General features: G+C 64.7%; 17 protein-coding genes and 1 tRNA gene. 12 read left to right on the plus strand and 6 right to left on the minus strand.

Annotation, left to right across the window (positions count from 1 at the left end):
- A partial coding sequence (locus J0L98_RS18435) for a sigma-54 dependent transcriptional regulator (protein WP_296413377.1) occupies nucleotides 1–1,134 on the plus strand: 1,134 nt, incomplete at its 5' end.
- Entirely contained in the window at nucleotides 1,131–1,853 is a 723-nt protein-coding gene (locus J0L98_RS18440) for a hypothetical protein (RefSeq protein WP_296413378.1), read from the plus strand. The genes J0L98_RS18435 and J0L98_RS18440, both read left to right, overlap by 4 nt.
- Nucleotides 1,854–1,872: 19 nt before the next feature.
- On the opposite strand, the gene J0L98_RS18445 is transcribed toward J0L98_RS18440, so the two are convergent.
- From J0L98_RS18445 to J0L98_RS18455, 3 genes are all read right to left on the minus strand, one after another.
- Nucleotides 1,873–3,825 carry a helicase-related protein gene (locus J0L98_RS18445; protein WP_296413379.1) on the minus strand — a complete coding sequence of 651 codons (1,953 nt, stop codon included), beginning with the start codon at nucleotides 3,823–3,825 and terminating at the stop codon, nucleotides 1,873–1,875.
- Nucleotides 3,826–3,993: 168 nt separating this feature from the next.
- Nucleotides 3,994–4,087: transfer RNA gene (locus J0L98_RS18450), tRNA-Ser, on the minus strand.
- A gap of 46 nt (nucleotides 4,088–4,133) precedes the next feature.
- Nucleotides 4,134–5,363, minus strand: a complete 1,230-nt coding sequence (locus J0L98_RS18455) for an aspartate kinase (RefSeq protein ID WP_296413381.1) — start codon at nucleotides 5,361–5,363, stop codon at nucleotides 4,134–4,136.
- Between the two features lie 257 nt (nucleotides 5,364–5,620).
- On the opposite strand from J0L98_RS18455, the gene J0L98_RS18460 reads away from it, so the two are divergent.
- Nucleotides 5,621–5,923: a helix-turn-helix domain-containing protein gene (locus tag J0L98_RS18460; RefSeq protein WP_296403052.1), complete on the plus strand. Its 303-nt coding sequence runs from the start codon at nucleotides 5,621–5,623 to the stop codon at nucleotides 5,921–5,923.
- A gap of 12 nt (nucleotides 5,924–5,935) precedes the next feature.
- On the opposite strand, the gene J0L98_RS18465 is transcribed toward J0L98_RS18460, so the two are convergent.
- Complete coding sequence (locus J0L98_RS18465; protein ID WP_296413383.1) at nucleotides 5,936–6,787, minus strand: radical SAM protein; 852 nt, start codon at nucleotides 6,785–6,787, stop codon at nucleotides 5,936–5,938.
- A 67-nt stretch (nucleotides 6,788–6,854) separates the two neighbouring features.
- Here J0L98_RS18465 and queD point away from each other — a divergent pair, with 67 nt between their 5' ends.
- Nucleotides 6,855–7,307: a 6-carboxytetrahydropterin synthase QueD gene (gene queD / locus J0L98_RS18470; RefSeq protein WP_296413385.1), complete on the plus strand. Its 453-nt coding sequence runs from the start codon at nucleotides 6,855–6,857 to the stop codon at nucleotides 7,305–7,307.
- A gap of 32 nt (nucleotides 7,308–7,339) precedes the next feature.
- On the opposite strand, the gene J0L98_RS18475 is transcribed toward queD, so the two are convergent.
- On the minus strand, nucleotides 7,340–8,038 hold the full coding sequence (locus J0L98_RS18475; RefSeq protein ID WP_296413386.1) for a fumarylacetoacetate hydrolase family protein: 699 nt from the start codon (nucleotides 8,036–8,038) through the stop codon (nucleotides 7,340–7,342).
- Nucleotides 8,039–8,180: 142 nt separating this feature from the next.
- Here J0L98_RS18475 and J0L98_RS18480 point away from each other — a divergent pair, with 142 nt between their 5' ends.
- The 4 genes from J0L98_RS18480 to J0L98_RS18495 all read left to right on the plus strand — a co-directional run bounded on the left by J0L98_RS18480 (nucleotide 8,181) and on the right by J0L98_RS18495 (nucleotide 11,847).
- Nucleotides 8,181–8,756, plus strand: a complete 576-nt coding sequence (locus J0L98_RS18480) for a DJ-1/PfpI family protein (protein WP_296413387.1) — start codon at nucleotides 8,181–8,183, stop codon at nucleotides 8,754–8,756.
- A 92-nt stretch (nucleotides 8,757–8,848) separates the two neighbouring features.
- Complete coding sequence (locus J0L98_RS18485; RefSeq protein WP_296413388.1) at nucleotides 8,849–9,205, plus strand: ribbon-helix-helix domain-containing protein; 357 nt, start codon at nucleotides 8,849–8,851, stop codon at nucleotides 9,203–9,205.
- An 11-nt stretch (nucleotides 9,206–9,216) separates the two neighbouring features.
- Nucleotides 9,217–9,921, plus strand: a complete 705-nt coding sequence (locus J0L98_RS18490) for a glutathione binding-like protein (protein ID WP_296413390.1) — start codon at nucleotides 9,217–9,219, stop codon at nucleotides 9,919–9,921.
- A 114-nt stretch (nucleotides 9,922–10,035) separates the two neighbouring features.
- A complete protein-coding gene (locus tag J0L98_RS18495; RefSeq protein WP_296413392.1) occupies nucleotides 10,036–11,847 on the plus strand; it encodes a DEAD/DEAH box helicase in 1,812 nt (603 codons plus the stop codon).
- Between the two features lie 119 nt (nucleotides 11,848–11,966).
- Here J0L98_RS18495 and J0L98_RS18500 read toward each other — a convergent pair whose 3' ends face one another.
- Nucleotides 11,967–13,319: an HD-GYP domain-containing protein gene (locus J0L98_RS18500; protein ID WP_296413394.1), complete on the minus strand. Its 1,353-nt coding sequence runs from the start codon at nucleotides 13,317–13,319 to the stop codon at nucleotides 11,967–11,969.
- A gap of 187 nt (nucleotides 13,320–13,506) precedes the next feature.
- On the opposite strand from J0L98_RS18500, the gene J0L98_RS18505 reads away from it, so the two are divergent.
- From J0L98_RS18505 to J0L98_RS18520, 4 genes are all read left to right on the plus strand, one after another.
- Nucleotides 13,507–14,133 (plus strand): DUF47 domain-containing protein, encoded by a 627-nt coding sequence (locus tag J0L98_RS18505; RefSeq protein ID WP_296413395.1) that lies wholly within the window; start codon nucleotides 13,507–13,509, stop codon nucleotides 14,131–14,133.
- Between the two features lie 8 nt (nucleotides 14,134–14,141).
- Nucleotides 14,142–15,149, plus strand: a complete 1,008-nt coding sequence (locus tag J0L98_RS18510; protein WP_296413396.1) for an inorganic phosphate transporter — start codon at nucleotides 14,142–14,144, stop codon at nucleotides 15,147–15,149.
- A 74-nt stretch (nucleotides 15,150–15,223) separates the two neighbouring features.
- Complete coding sequence (locus tag J0L98_RS18515) at nucleotides 15,224–15,463, plus strand: hypothetical protein (RefSeq protein WP_296413397.1); 240 nt, start codon at nucleotides 15,224–15,226, stop codon at nucleotides 15,461–15,463.
- On the plus strand, nucleotides 15,460–15,640 hold a 181-nt coding region (locus J0L98_RS18520; protein ID WP_296413398.1), incomplete at its 3' end, for a hypothetical protein. The genes J0L98_RS18515 and J0L98_RS18520, both read left to right, overlap by 4 nt.

Below are 15,640 nucleotides of genomic sequence, written 5' to 3' on the forward strand. Positions count from 1 at the left end.
CAGGCCGGCGATTCCTGCCCCCTGGCCCACAGCTTGAAATCCGGGCAGCGGGAGCGGGTGGTGCATCTGCATCACACCTCGGCGGGCGAGAGCTACGAGAACATCGAGCTGTCACCGATCCGCGACAGCACCGGGGAGATCGCCTACTTCATCGAGAAGCTTGAGCCCCTGCCCGTGGCCCGGGGACTGGCCGGCGCGCAGGGACTGATCGGGCGGGCACCGGCCTTCCGGGCCATGCTGGAGCTCGTGGCGCGGGTCGCCCCGTCGGAGGCCACCGTGCTGCTGCAGGGCGAATCGGGCACCGGCAAGGAGCTGGTGGCCCAGGCCATCCATGACGCCAGCCGGCGCCGGGAGGGGCCTTTTGTCGCCGTGGATTGCTCCGGCCTCACCGAAACCCTGTTTGAGAGCGAGCTCTTCGGCCATGAACGGGGGGCCTTCACCGGCGCCAATGTCCGCAAGACGGGGCTGATTGAGGCCGCCAGCGGTGGCACCCTGTTTCTCGACGAGATGGGCGACATCCCCCTGAGCATGCAGGTCAAACTGCTGCGCCTGCTGGAAACCGGCACCTATCGCCGGGTGGGCAGCACGGAGCTCATGCGTGCCGACATCCGCCTGATCTCGGCCACCCACCGCCCCCTGAAGAGCCTGGTCGAGAAAGGCCAGTTCCGCCAGGATCTGTACTATCGCATCAACACTTTCCCGATCTGTCTTCCGCCCCTGCGCCAGCGCCAGGACGACATCCCCTTGCTGGCGGAAGCCCTGCTGGAGCGCGTCGCACCAGACCGCAAGCTGCGCATTGCCGCCGACACCCTGGCCTGCCTGAGTACCTACACCTACCCGGGCAACATCCGGGAGCTGCGCAACATCCTGGAGCGGGCGAGCCTGCTGTGTGATGGTGATACGGTGCAGCGGCGGCATCTGCCTGCCGAGCTGCAGCATCCGCAAGATCCGTCCTCCGCCCTGCCCGACGCCACCACCGCCACAGCCGCCCATGGGCGCTCGCTCGACCAGCCCGAGTCCGACGACGCCGATCTGGCCGCCGCGCTGCGCAGCCACCGGGGCTCGCGCAAGGCCCTCGCGGCCAAGCTCGGCCTCAGTGAACGGACCTTGTACCGCCGGCTGAAGAACCTATGATGGTCTGCGCCCCGCCCCGGCGCATCGCCACCTCCGGCTGGGCAATCATGTGCTACCTGCCGGCGCTGGCATCTGTCGCAATCGCCCTGGGCGTATCCAGCGGAGCGAGCGCTGCCGACCGCTGCGACCAGCTACCCAGCCCCTCGGTGACCCTGAAACGCCACGAAGAGCCCATCACCCTGGATACCCGCAGCAGCTATCGCACCCTCACCCTGATCGGCCCGCGCAACCTGCCGGCGGGCAAGCAGGTTCTCGGGCTCACCCGCGGCACCGCCACCGTGCGCTTCGAGTCCCGCATCACGGCCTACACCGACCCCGGCGGGCGCTGGGAATGCGCCAGCCCGCAGCTCACCGTAACCTACGGCTTCAGTCCCATGACGGTCTACGTGGCCAGGGAATTTCCCCCGGGCAGTTGTGCCTACAAGGAGATCCATGAACACGAACTTCGCCACGTTCGCGCCTATCAGGCGCATCTGCTGCGGATTGAACAGGAGCTTGCCGACACCCTGAAGCGCCGCTTCGTCACCGACGGCCCCTGGCGCGGCCCCGTCGGCCAGGCCCGTGCGCGCCTCCAGCAGGAACTGGAGGAGCGCTGGGCACCCTATATCCGGCGGGAGATGAACAAGGTGGATGCGGCCCAGGCCCTCATCGACACCCCCGAGGAGTACGCGCGGGTGGCCGCGAGCTGCGGCGGCGAGGTGAAGCGGCTGACCCGATGATTGCCCCCCCCCCGGGCGATCAGTGCCGCACCGGCCAGTACCAGCTCGGTACACCCTTGCGACCGCCGCCGACACCCTGCCGGTAGCGGCTGCGCAGGTGGCCGTCCACCACCGAGATCCACGGCGCCAGGTGCATGTCGGCCAACTCCAGGTCGACGAACAGCTCGGGCAGGCGGTAGGCGAACCAGCGATAGGCGGCCAACAGGCGGACGGTGGTCTCGGCCTCCTCAAGGGAGGCCCGCCGTGGCGAGTCGGGCAGGAAGTCCAGCCGGATCGACTTGCCCTGGTTGGCCGCATAGGCCCAGCCCCGCCACACCCCGTCGATGGTCTCGTTCTGGGCGGCCATGGGCGCCATGGAAAAGACGTGCTTGAGGTGCAGTGACAGCTTCTTCATCCGGTCCAACTGCCCTGCCCGGGCCAGTTGCTCTTCCGGGACGTGGGGCCGGAAAAAGCCGTCGCCGCAATCGGCATGGAGCTGGAACAGGGACAGCAGGGCCTCAAGGCGGGTGTCGCCGGACATGTCGGCCAGCTGTTCCAGGTAGGCACTGCCCGGCGTGATCTGGAAACCCATGGTCTCCAGCGGGGGCTGCGGGGCCTTCATCAGCGAAGTCACCACCTTGTGCTCAGCGGGGGTCAGCCCGGCCACCAGGCCTTCTTCTTCCTGGTGCCCGAAGCGCCCGGCGCGGCCGCCGATCTGCTGCAGCAATGACGGCGACAGGGTGTCGCGGGTGGTGCCGTCGTACTTTTGTACGGCGGTGAACACGACCCGCTGGATGGGGAGATTCAGGCCCATGCCGATGGCGTCGGTGGCCACGAGAATGTCGGCATCGCCCCCGGCGAAGCGGTGTGCCTCGCGCTCACGCACCTCCGGCGACAGAGCGCCATAGATACAGGCCACGGATTTGCCCAGGGCCAGCAGGTCGTCCCGCAGATTGAGGGCGTCGCGCCGGGAGAACACGATGAAGGCATCCCCCGGCCGGGCCCGGCGCAGGGCCCCTGCCGCCTCGTTGGCCAGGGGCTGGCCGACGGACAGCGGGTGCTTGCGCGCCTTGCGCCGGATCTCCAGGGGCAGGCCCAGACGCGCGGCCAGGGCGACGATGGCCGGCTCGGCCGACAGGGCGCCCACCAGCCACACCTCGCGGGCGTTGGCGCCAACGACGGCCTGGGTCCATGCCCAGCCCCGGTCCGGGTCGCTGAGCATCTGGATTTCATCGATGACCGCCACATCGATCTCGGTGCCCGGGTCGAGCATCTCGATGGTGGACGCGGTCACCCGGCTTCCTTCGACGATGCGACGCTCCTCCCCGGTGATGAGGGAGGCACTGACGCCGAACTCCTCGTTGAGGCGGGTAAAGGCCTCCAGGGCCAGCAGGCGCAGCGGCCCCAGATACACGCCGGACGACGCCGTGACCAGGCGCTCGAAAGCATCGTGGGTCTTGCCCGAGTTGGTCGGCCCGAGCACTGCAATCAGCTTGCGGGCACGACGCCGCGCCGGGAAAGTGTCGGGATAGTCGGAGAGCTTGAGGGAGCGCCCGATCTGTTCGGCCAGATCCCGCTGGCGCTGCCTGGCGCGCAGGTCATGGAGGGATTGGGCCAGCCCCTTTCCGACGCTGCCCAGGTCCAGATCGCCGCAGGACCAGAACTCCCGGAGCTTGCGCAGGTTGGGCTCCAGCCCCTCGGCCCGGCAGGCCTCCAGGTAGGCGGTGACCTCGGTGATGGCCGACTCCAGCGCCTGCTCCAGCCGGGCGCCCTGCTCCTGCAGCATGCGCTGCTCGAGGGCATCACGAACCTCGCCGGTCCGGCGCCGCCAATGGGCCTCCTGGCCCAGGCACGAATCCGTGATGTAGCCAAAGATCCGGAACTCCTCGCCGAGAATGGCAACCCGCCGTCCGGCAGCCAGCCACACCCGGTTGGCGCTGATGGTCCGGGCGAAGCGCAAAGCCTGCCGGGATGAGTCTTGTTGATCGTTCATGATGATCCTGTGTGGAGACACGCCGGGGCATGGCGCCTGTCACTCGATGCTTGTTGGATTGAGCCGGGAACAAAGGCGCCGCGAGTCAGTATCGACCACCGGGGAGCGTCCGCTCCGGAAAAGCAAAAAGCCCTGATTGCTCAGGGCTTTTTGCTTGAAACAGGTTCTTGGCGGAGAGTGAGGGATTCGAACCCTCGATGCAAGTTTTGGCTCGCATGCTCCCTTAGCAGGGGAGTGCCTTCGACCTCTCGGCCAACTCTCCTCCGCAAGAGCTGCGCATTATAGACAAGGCGCAGATGCTCGTCAAATCAGGCGGCGGCCTGATCCAGACCGAAGGCGCGGTGCAGCACGCGGACTGCCAGCTCCAGATACTTCTCGTCGATGGCGACCGAGATCTTGATCTCGGAGGTGGAGATCATCTGGATGTTGATGCCTTCTTCGGCCAGGGTACGGAACATGCGGGAGGCGACGCCCGGGTGGGAGCGCATGCCGACGCCGACGATGGACACCTTGGCCATGGTGCGGTCACCGTGGATCTGGCGGGCGCCGATGTGGGTCTGCACGCCTTCGAGGATCTTCATCGCCTTGTCGTAGTCAGGGCGATTCACCGTGAAGGAGAAGTCGGTGGTGCCATCGTGGCCGACGTTCTGGATGATCATGTCCACGTCCACATTGGCGTCCGCCACCGGGCCGAGGATCTGGTAGGCGATGCCCGGCTTGTCGGGGACGCCCAGCACGGTGATCTTGGCTTCGTCACGGTTGAAGGCAATGCCGGAGATGATCGGCTGTTCCATGTTCTTGTCTTCCTCTACGGTAATCAGGGTGCCCTCACCTTCTTCCTGGAAGCTGGAGAGAACACGAAGCTTGACTTTGTACTTGCCGGCGAACTCCACCGAGCGGATCTGCAGCACCTTGGAGCCGAGGCTGGCCATTTCCAGCATCTCTTCAAATGTGATGGTGTCCAGCTTGCGGGCTTCCGGAACGACGCGGGGGTCGGTAGTGTACACCCCATCCACGTCGGTATAGATCTGACACTCGTCGGCCTTGATGGCCGCCGCCAGGGCGACACCGGTGGTGTCGGAGCCACCACGGCCGAGGGTGGTGATGTTGCCGGCTTCGTCGACACCCTGGAAGCCCGCCACCACCACGACCGCGCCAGCGTCGAGATCACGACGGATGTTGTCGCCATCGATATCGAGGATGCGGGCCTTGGTGAAGGCGTCGTCGGTGAGGATGCGCACCTGGCCGCCGGTGTAGCTACGTGCCTTGACGCCCATGTCTTCAAGGGCCATGCACAGCAGGCCAATGGTGACCTGTTCGCCGGTGGAGATCACCACGTCGAGTTCGCGCGGCTTGGGATTGGGGCTGATTTCCTTGGCCAGGGCGATCAGGCGATTGGTCTCGCCGCTCATCGCGGACAGGACGATCACCATCTGGTTTCCCTGGGCGTGGGACTTTGCGACCCGCCTGGCAACATTCTTGATCCGTTCGGGATTGCCGACGGAAGTGCCGCCATATTTCTGAACTATGAGCGCCATCTTGACTTCTAAGAAGATGTGGATGTGGAAAGCGCGTGATCTTAGCGGATATCGCGATCTCTTGCAGCTTCGAGTTTCTTTCGAGTGATGTGCGCCATGTCACGAAATTGAGATGTGGAAAACCCTAGCCCATGCAAATATGTCGTTGTATGAGTTGCGAGTAGTGATCTATACTTTTCGACATATAACGAAAGTTATATTCCGCAACAGCTAGCCTGTTGTTAAAACTAACAGAGTAACCCCTTGAGGATGGCCAAATGAAGACTACTGAAAAAGTTGATGTACGTGAAATCCGCCGCAAGCTGGGCATGAACCAGTCCCAGTTCTGGTCCAAGATCGGCGTGACCCAGAGTGGCGGTTCCCGCTACGAGAGCGGCCGCAACATTCCCCGCCCCGTGCAAGCCTTGCTGCGCCTTGTCCATATCGAGCAGGTGGACATCAGCAAGATCAAGAAGGATGACGTGGAAGTCGTCGAGTACCTGAAGAGCACCAATCCGGAGCTGTTCAAGACCCTGAAGAAGGAAGCCCGCGCCAAGAAGAAGGAACGCGTGGCCCACTGATGCAGGCCCGGGTCAGGGGCTGACCGCAACGGCCAGCCCCTCGTCCCTCAGTCGCGTGGCGATGGCTTCGAGTTCCTCGGGGCTCAGGCGCTGCAGATGTACCGCTTCAGGCTGGAAGGACGGCCGGGCAACCCCGTACAGGAGGATGCCTTTCAACGACGCCGTCCCAGCCGTTTTCAGGATATCCATGTAGGCATCCATGAATGCCTGCGTAGGTGACGCCCCGTCCCAGCGGAACAGGCAGGTCTGCACCCAGGTCGGGCACAGGGACGCACACAGGGCCAGCCGTTGCGCATGGGCTTGCGGCTTGATGTCAACGCCGTTGATGCGTGCGATGTCTTCCCGAGTTCCGCCATCCACTTTGAACCACACCTCCCCGCCTGCGCGTGAAAGCGCCTTCAGAGCATCCTGAACCTCGGGTCTGTGCACCAGACTACCGTTGGTGATCAGGCGGATGGGTACTTCCGACAGGCCTGCCGTATCGCGGATCGTCACCACGCGCTCGACGATCTCGCCGAAATTCCGGCATCCGGTCGGCTCTCCGTTGCCCGAAAAGGCAATGTCGCGAATTACCCGGGCTTCCGGCGGCACATGCTCCTCCATGAACCGGCCCCGGATCAGCTCATCCAGAAACCCGCTCAGTTCGCGCTCCAGCAGCGGAAGATCGATCTCCGGCGCCGCGCCACGCACCAGCCCCGGCACCTGGCAATAGGCGCAATGCCAGTTGCAGGCATTGTTGGGGTTCAGGTTGATGCCCACCGACACGCCACCGGCCCGCCGCGACACGACGGGATAGACGTAAGTCAGGTCGATGAAGCTGCGGTTGTGGTCAGTCACCGTGAGCATCTGGCGAGGGGAATTCATGCGGGCATCCGGCTTCAAAACGAGGTCGCGTATACTACGGGACCTTTTTTCACGACCGGTGTACCCCATGCGTATCACGCGCCGCCTGGAATTCGACGCGGGCCACCGCATTCCCGACCATGCCAGCCAGTGTCGCCATCTCCACGGCCATCGCTACGCGCTGGAGATCACCCTCTCGGGGGAGATCATCCAGGCGACCGGAGAGGCGGTGAATGGCATGGTGATGGACTTTGCCGACGTCAAGGCGGTCGCCAAGCAGCATGTGGTCGATGTGTGGGACCACGCTTTCCTGGCCTACCGGGGCGACACCGCCGTGGTGAACTTCCTGCAAAGCATGCCCGGCCACAAGACCGTGCTGCTCGATGTGGTGCCCACCGCGGAAAACCTGGCGGCGGAGGCCTTCCGCATCCTTGATCCCCTGTACCGGGATGTCTACGGCAATCACCTGCGCCTGGAGCGGGTGCGTCTCTTCGAGACGCCCAACTGCTGGGCCGACGCCCTTCGCAGCGAACTCGACTGACGCCCCAGGCAGGGTGCGCACCCTGCCACGCCTCAGACGATACGCACCGACAGGCTCCCGATTCCGTCCACGCCGGCTTCGATCACATCCCCCGCCACCACCGGGCCGACACCCTCCGGGGTCCCGGTAAAGATCAGATCGCCTGGCTCCAGCCGGAAGTAGGTGGACAGGTTGGCAATGATCTCGGGCACCGACCAGATCATGTCCGCCACCTGCGCCGACTGGCGTAACTGTCCATTGACCTTCAGCCAGATCGGCGCCTGATCCATCGGGCCGGCGGCAGCGGCCGGCACCAGGGGCGCGACGGGCGCAGAACGGTCGAAGGCCTTGCCCAATTCCCACGGCCGGCCCTTGTCGCGGAGTGCGAACTGGAGATCCCGGCGGGTCATGTCCAGCCCCACGCCGTAGCCCCACACATGGGCTGCCGCCTCATCCACCGGAATGTTCACACCGCCGCGCCCGATGGCCACCACCAGCTCGACTTCGTAGTGGAGATTTGACGTGGCAAGGGGATAGGGCAGATCGACGATCCGGCCGGCGTGCACCGGCACCACGGCATCGGCCGGCTTGCAGAAAAAGAAGGGCGGTTCGCGGGTCGGGTCGGAGCCCATCTCACGGGCGTGGGCGGCATAGTTGCGCCCGACACAGTAGATACGGCGCACCGGAAACAGCGCATCGCCGCCCTGCACTGAAACGGCAGCCAGGATCGGCTGGGGGATTGCATAGGCCATCAAGAAACTCCGCACAAAGCCGCCATGATGACCAAACCCGGCTCGCCCGTCAGCCCTCCGCCGCCCCGCAGTAACCGGCTACCACCCGGCCCCTTCCGGCCCGCGCCACACTCCCTCCACCCCAACCCACATGGAGACAGGCATGGCCAAAATACTGATGATCTGCGGCGACTTCTGTGAAGACTACGAAACCATGGTGCCCTTCCAGACCCTCCTCTCCGTTGGCCATACGGTGCATGCCGTATGCCCCGACAAGAAGGCCGGCGACACCATTGCCACGGCCATCCACGATTTCGAGGGCGACCAGACCTACACCGAGAAGCGCGGTCACAACTTCACCCTCAACGCCACCTTTGCCGAGATCCGCGCCCAGGACTACGACGCCCTGGTGATTCCCGGCGGCCGCGGCCCCGAGTACCTGCGCATGTTCCCCGCGGTGACCGAGGCTGTGCGGCACTTCTTTGCCACGGACAAACCGGTGGCGGCCGTCTGCCACGGCGCCCAACTCCTGGCCGGCGCGCGTGTCCTCGAAGGCCGCATCTGCTCGGCCTATCCCGCCTGCCAGGCCGAAGTCGAACTGGCGGGCGGCACCTATGCCGCCATTCCCATTGATCAGGCCATCACCGACCGCAACCTGGTCACCGCGCCCGCGTGGCCGGCCCATCCGGCCTGGCTGGCCCAGTTCCTGGTCGTCCTCGGTACCAAGATCAGCCTCTGATCAGATCAGGATTGTCCCCAACTCGGCACACGCCCCCGCAGCACCTACAATGGTCTGACGGGGGCATTCCCCGTTTCAGGAGCCATGCGACGATGTGCCAGATCTTCATCAGCGCCGACCCGGAGCTGTACGCCACCCGCAGCCGCTCGATCCGTCTGCACGGTGTTGCCACCAGCCTGCGCCTGGAAAACCTGTTCTGGGCCGTGCTCGAGGAAATCGGCGAACGGGACGCCCTCAGCGTCCCCCAGCTGGTCAGCCGCCTCTACGACGAGCTGGTGACGAGTGGTCGGCTCGACGAACACGCGAACTTTACGTCCTTCCTGCGGGTCACCTGCATGCGCTACCAGCAGCTCCAGCTCGCCGGCCGCATCCCCACCGACCCCCGCATTCCCATTCGCGGCCTCGACGCCGCCTGGGTGCTGGCCACCGAACACCGCCCTGCCGCCTGAGTGCACTGACCATGATCGACCTCTATTACTGGACCACCCCCAACGGCCACAAGATCACCCTCTTCCTTGAAGAGAGTGGCTTGCCCTACCGCATCCTGCCCATCCACATCGGCAAGGGCGAACAGTTCCAGCCGGACTTCCTGCGCATTGCCCCCAACAACCGCATCCCGGCCATTGTCGACACCGCCCCGGCAGGGGGAGGCGAACCGATCTCCGTCTTCGAGTCCGGCGCCATCCTCCTTTACCTGGCCGAAAAGAGCGGGCGCTTCCTGTCCACCGACCCCCGCGTCCGCATCGACACCCTGCAATGGCTGTTCTGGCAGATGGGCGGCCTCGGCCCCATGGCCGGCCAGAACCACCACTTCGTCCAGTACGCGCCGGAAGTCATCCCCTACGCCATCGAACGTTACGTGAAGGAAACCGCGCGTCTTTACGCCGTACTCGACAAACGCCTGACAGACCGGGATTTCATCGCCGGCCCGGACTACTCCATTGCCGACATGGCCTGCTACCCATGGATCGTGCCCCACGCCCGCCAGCGTCAGAGCCTGGACGATTTTCCGAATCTGAAGCGTTGGTTCGAGGCCATTCAGCAGCGCCCGGCGACCCAGCGTGCCTACGCCCTCGCGGCAAACATCAATACGGCGCCATCGGTCAGCGAGGAATCCCGCCGCATTCTTTTCGGACAGGATGCAACAACCGTAAAGAATCCGTGAGCCGCTGACGGGACGGCCGGGTGAGCTTCCGGTAAAATCGCGGTTTATCTGAAGCCGCTTCTTTCCCCGGGCCCAAGACCGCTTCACCTTTCACCCGGCCCGCGCCCCGTTCCCATGACTGCTCCCATCGAACGTTTCGACCAGCTCGATCTCCAGGCCCCCATTCTTGCGGCCCTCGCCGAGATCGGTTACGAAACCCCCTCCCCCATCCAGGCGGCCTGCATTCCGCACCTCCTTGCAGGCCACGACATCCTGGGTGAAGCCCAGACCGGCACCGGCAAGACGGCGGCCTTCGCCCTGCCCGCCCTCGACCGTGTCGACATCAGCAAGCGCAACCCCCAGGTGCTGGTCCTGGCGCCCACCCGCGAACTGGCCATTCAGGTGGCCGAAGCCTTCCAGCGCTACGCCAGCAAGATGCCGGGCTTTCATGTGCTCCCCATCTATGGCGGCCAGAGCATGGTCGTGCAGTTGCGCCAACTGCAAAGGGGCGCCCACGTGATCGTCGGCACCCCGGGCCGGGTCATGGACCACATCGAGCGCAAGAGCCTCAACCTCGACAACCTGAGCACCCTGGTGCTCGACGAGGCCGACGAGATGCTGCGCATGGGTTTCATCGATGACGTGGAGTGGATCCTCCAGCATCTCCCCTCGGAGCGCCAGACGGCCCTCTTCTCGGCCACCATGCCGGATGCCATCCGCCGGGTTGCCCATCGCTACCTGCGCGACCCCAAGGAGGTGAAGATCAAGGCCGCCACAGCCACGGTCTCCACCATTCATCAGCGCTTCCTGCAGATTGCCGGCCCCCACAAGCTCGACGCCCTGACCCGCATCCTTGAAGTTGAGGACGACTTCGACGCCGCCATCGTCTTCGTGCGCACCAAGACCGCCACCGTCGAACTCGCCGAGAAGCTCGAAGCCCGTGGCTACGCCGCCGCCTGCCTCAATGGCGACATGACCCAGCAACTTCGCGAGCGGGTCATCGAGCAGCTCAAGAACAAGACCCTCGACATCGTCGTCGCCACCGACGTGGCCGCCCGCGGCATCGACGTACCCCGCGTCAGCCACGTGATCAACTACGACATTCCCTACGACACCGAGGCCTACGTCCACCGCATCGGGCGCACCGGTCGCGCAGGGCGCGCGGGCAATGCCATCCTCTTCGTCGCGCCGCGCGAAACCCATCTCCTGCGCCAGATCGAACGGGCGACCCGTCAGCCCATCGAACTGCTCAAGCTCCCCAGCCGCGAGGCCGTGGCCGACAAGCGTGTCGCCGCCTTCCGCCAGCAGGTGGCCGAGGTACTTGAAGCCGAAGACCTGAGCTTCTTCCTTGATGTGATCGCCGGCATGGAGGCCCAGCACGACGCCGAAATCCACGAGATCGCCGCGGCCCTGGCCTTCCTTGCCCAGAAGGACCGCCCCCTGCAGATGCCGGAAACAGGACGACCCGACATCGCCCAGCTCGCGAGTGGCAAGCCCGAAGCGCGTCCTCCCCGGGAGGCACGCGAGCCCCGTGAAAACCGCGGTGAGATCCTCGAACGCCGCCGCGATTACGCGGAAGGTCGCCTGGCCCGCTATCGCATCGACGTGGGTCGCGAACACATGGCCTCGCCCAAGGATATCGTCGGCGCGATTGCCAACGAGGCGGGCATCGAAAGCCGCTTCATCGGCCAGATCAATCTCTTCGAGAACTACAGTACCGTAGAGCTGCCCGCCGATCTGTCCAACGAGATCATCCAGATCCTGCGTCGGGCACGGGTGCGTCAGCAGGCGCTCAACCTCCGTCTGGCCAGCCCCGAAGAAGCCGCCCGCGAACGCGGCCGTCCCGGCCCCGGTGGCCGCGGCGCACCGCCCAAGAAGCCATTCCGCAAGGAAGGCGGTTTCGACCGTCCGGCGGGTGATTTCAAACCCCGCAAGCCCCGGGCCTGACGCCCGGGCTCGACGCCCTGGAAAAAACGTCGCGAGCGCTTCGATTCAACACCAGGAAGCGCAAGCGCATGGGTTGCCGCGGGATCATCCCAGGGGCAAAACCGGACCGTGGAGGGGGTTTACGAACACGTGCTCAAATCGAGGCCCCCGACAATCTGCTTCAGGGCATCGAAGCAGCGGGCGTCGATGGCCCGCCCCACCTCGTCACCCATGATCTCCAGGGTTTTTGACACCGGCACCGCCCCCCGGTAGGGGCGCTCCGCGGTAATCGCATCAAAGATGTCGGCCGTCGTGATGATGCGGGTTTCCAGCGAAATGGCGTCGCCCTGCAGGCCTCGCGGATAGCCCTTGCCGTCAAGACGCTCGTGATGGGCCCCGGAGACCCTAGCCAGTTCGCCAAAGGCATCGATCCGCGACAGGATGGATTCCGTGTAGCGGGCATGGCGCTGTACTGCAGCCCATTCGTCCGCATCCAGCTTGCCCGGTTTGTCGAGGACGGCATTGCTCACCCCGAGCTTACCCATGTCATGCAGAAGGGCGCCGCGCCTGAGCCATCGTCGGCGCGCCGGATCGATCTCCAGCGCTTCGGCGATCCGGTCGGCATAGAGTGCCACCCGGCTGCTATGGCCTGCCGTATAGGGGCTCTTCGAGTCCACCACCTGCCCGAAAGCGATGGCGATTTCGTCGAGGTAGTCTTCATCCAGTGGCACCACAAAGCGACCCGGCTCGAGGGTGAACACCGCCCTATCGAGATCGGGTGCCGCCAGGTGCTCCCAGAACGCCGCCGATTCGGCCACGCGCCGGAAGGCCGCGACCACCGCCGGGTCGAACCAGCTGCCGCACCGGTCCTCCACCTCCCAGCAAGCGGCATCCATGCCGTCCGACACATTGAAGACGTCCACCACCTGCGCCAGCAGAGCGATGCGTGAGTACAGGGGAATGGCTTCAGCCTGCAGGTGTGCCGGTCTCCCGCCCCCATCCCAGTGCTCGTCAAGACACTGTATGCCCATGGCCACCGCTTCACCGAAGCGCAACTGGCGCGCAATGCTTGCACCCCGGGTGCAACGTGTTTCGATCAGCTCCTGGGCGATTCCGTCACCATTCCGGAAGATGTGGGCAATCGCCTTGAAACGATCAGTCAGTGCCGTACCCAGACCCGTATGCCCGATCACGAAATTCAGCACCTTGGGCAGACTGCCATCCACCATCTTGAAATCGCGCTTGAACGACAGATCGTCAGTAAGATAGAGCTGGCAGATCCGTGCCGCATTGCTGCTGCACCCCAGGTCTTTCAGCAACAGCGTGTAATAGAGCTCCCATAGCGCCTCGTCGGACATTCCCATGGCCTTGCCCACGTGCATGCCGATCCAGCAGCAGCGCACACAGTGCCCTTCAGGCTGCCCCTCGGTGATGTCCAGGGCATGACTGAGCGCCCCGATCAGCTCCGACAGCTTCAAACCTCCCAGCGGCATATACCACTCCATGGCGAATCACACCTTCCCAACCCAGTGAAGAACAACGGGCCCCGTCGGGGGTAACGGCCGCAATCCGTCTGGCTGAAGCGCAGCCCGGGCGTTGCGGCCACCCAACAGTCGACGCATGGTTGGGGAGCGGCTCTGTTAAAATGAAACATTACAGAAATCATTTAGAAATAATTTCATGTTCGGACGCTTGCTGCCCCATGAGGGCCGTTTTTTTGAACTCTTCAACTCCCATGCGGAGCAAATTGTCCTCGGCGGTCAGGCTCTCGTCGCCCTGATGGAGGATATGGCCAGCGCAGAGCAGCACATCAGCGCCATCGAGGCCATCGAACAGGCTGCCGACAAGATCACCCACGAAACCGTCGCCCAGCTCCACAAAAGCTTCATCACTCCCCTTGATCGCGACGAGATCCACAGCCTCATCAACGCCATGGACGACATTCTCGACACCGTCCAGGACGTTGCCGAGTGCACCACGCTCTACCACATTCAGCGCATCACCCCCGAAGCCCTGCAACTGGCCAACGTGAGCCTGTCCTGCTGTACCCGCGTGAAGATCGTCGTCGGGCTCATCTCCAACATGGACAACGCCAGCGCCATCCTCCAGACCTGCCAGGAAATCGACCGCCTCGAAACCGACGCCGACCGCATCATGCGCGGCGCCATGTCGCGTCTTTTCCGCGACGAACGGGATGCGCTCCAGGTCATGAAACTGAAGGCCATCTACGAGCAGCTCGAATCGATTACCGACCGCTGCGAGGACGTCGCCAAGATCGTCGAAGGCATCGTGCTCGAAAACGCCTGAGCACCACCATGGAAACCGTACAGATCGGGTTCTGGGTCATCGCCGGGCTGGTCGTCGTCGCCCTGCTCTTTGACTTCATGAACGGCTTTCACGACGCGGCCAATGCCATTGCAACCGTCGTCTCCACTGGCGTGCTCAAGCCCCACCAGGCGGTGGCCTGGGCAGCCTTCTTCAATTTCGTGGCCCTCTTCGTGTTTCAGCTGAAGGTGGCCAGCACCGTCGGCAAGGGCATCATCGACCCATCGGTGGTGGATCATTACCTGATCTTCGGTGCGCTTCTGGGGGCCATCGCCTGGAACGTGGTGACCTGGTACTACGGCATTCCCTCCAGCTCATCCCACGCCCTCATCGGCGGCATCGTCGGCGCCGCCATCGCCAAGGCCGGCACCGACCCGCTGATCTCCTCCGGCATCTGGAAGACTGTCTCCTTCATCATCATCTCGCCGCTTTTCGGCTATGTGCTCGGCTCCCTGATCCTGGTGGTGGTCGCCTGGATCTGTCGCAACAAGACCCAACGCCGGGTGGACAAGTGGTTTCGCCGCCTGCAACTGGTTTCCGCCGCCATGTACAGCCTCGGCCACGGGGGCAACGATGCCCAGAAGACCGTCGGCATCATCTGGATGTTGCTACTCGCGGCCGGCGTCACCGCCCAAGGCGATCCTGTACCCATGTGGGTAGTGGTTCTGTGCTACCTGGCCATCGGCCTGGGCACGCTGTTCGGGGGCTGGCGCATCGTCAAGACGATGGGCCAGCGCATCACCAAGCTCAAACCCGTGGGCGGCTTCTGCGCCGAGACCGGTGGAGCGGTCACCCTCTTCCTGGCAACCAGCCTGGGCATTCCGGTGTCCACCACCCACACCATCACGGGCGCCATTGTCGGGGTCGGCTCGGTGCGCCGCACCGCCGCCGTGCGCTGGGGCGTGGCCGGCAACATCGTATGGGCCTGGGTGCTGACCATTCCCTGCTCGGGCCTGATCGCTGCCGGCGGTTACTGGCTGGGCCGGAGCATCCTGTAAGGCGCCGGAGTGCTTGACGAGGACGGGGAGAAGCCCGATCCTCGCGCCACTCCGGTTTCCTGACTCTGCGCCCGATGTCCTCGCCCTCCCTCAAGCAACAAAAGACCTTCGCCCTGGTACGCATCATCGGCGGCTTCGCAGCCGCCAGCGTGCTGGGCTACTCCTTCGTCGCCAATGTGCTGGCCGGCCAGCCGGCTGAGGGCCCTGTGCTCCTCACCGGCATCATGGCCCTTGTCGGCCTCGGCTACGCCGCTTTCTATACCCGCAGTCTGAGCCGCGTTGCGCGCCTCGAGAAGGACGCGGAGAAGGCTTGAAGCCCGCGGCTTTCGTCCTTGGCCTGCTGGTGGCGGTAACGCTGCTGGCCGGCTGCGCCAGCACCGGGCCGGTCGAATCCCGCCCTTCACCCTCGCTGCCGCCCCCACCGGGCCAGGCGGGCACCCCGCCCCCCCCCCCCCCCGTCAGCGTGGAGCCGCCAAGAACGGAAGAGCCCC

Origin of the sequence: Zoogloea sp. (assembly GCF_017302315.1) — a bacterium.
Classification (GTDB): Bacteria; Pseudomonadota; Gammaproteobacteria; order Burkholderiales; family Rhodocyclaceae; genus Zoogloea.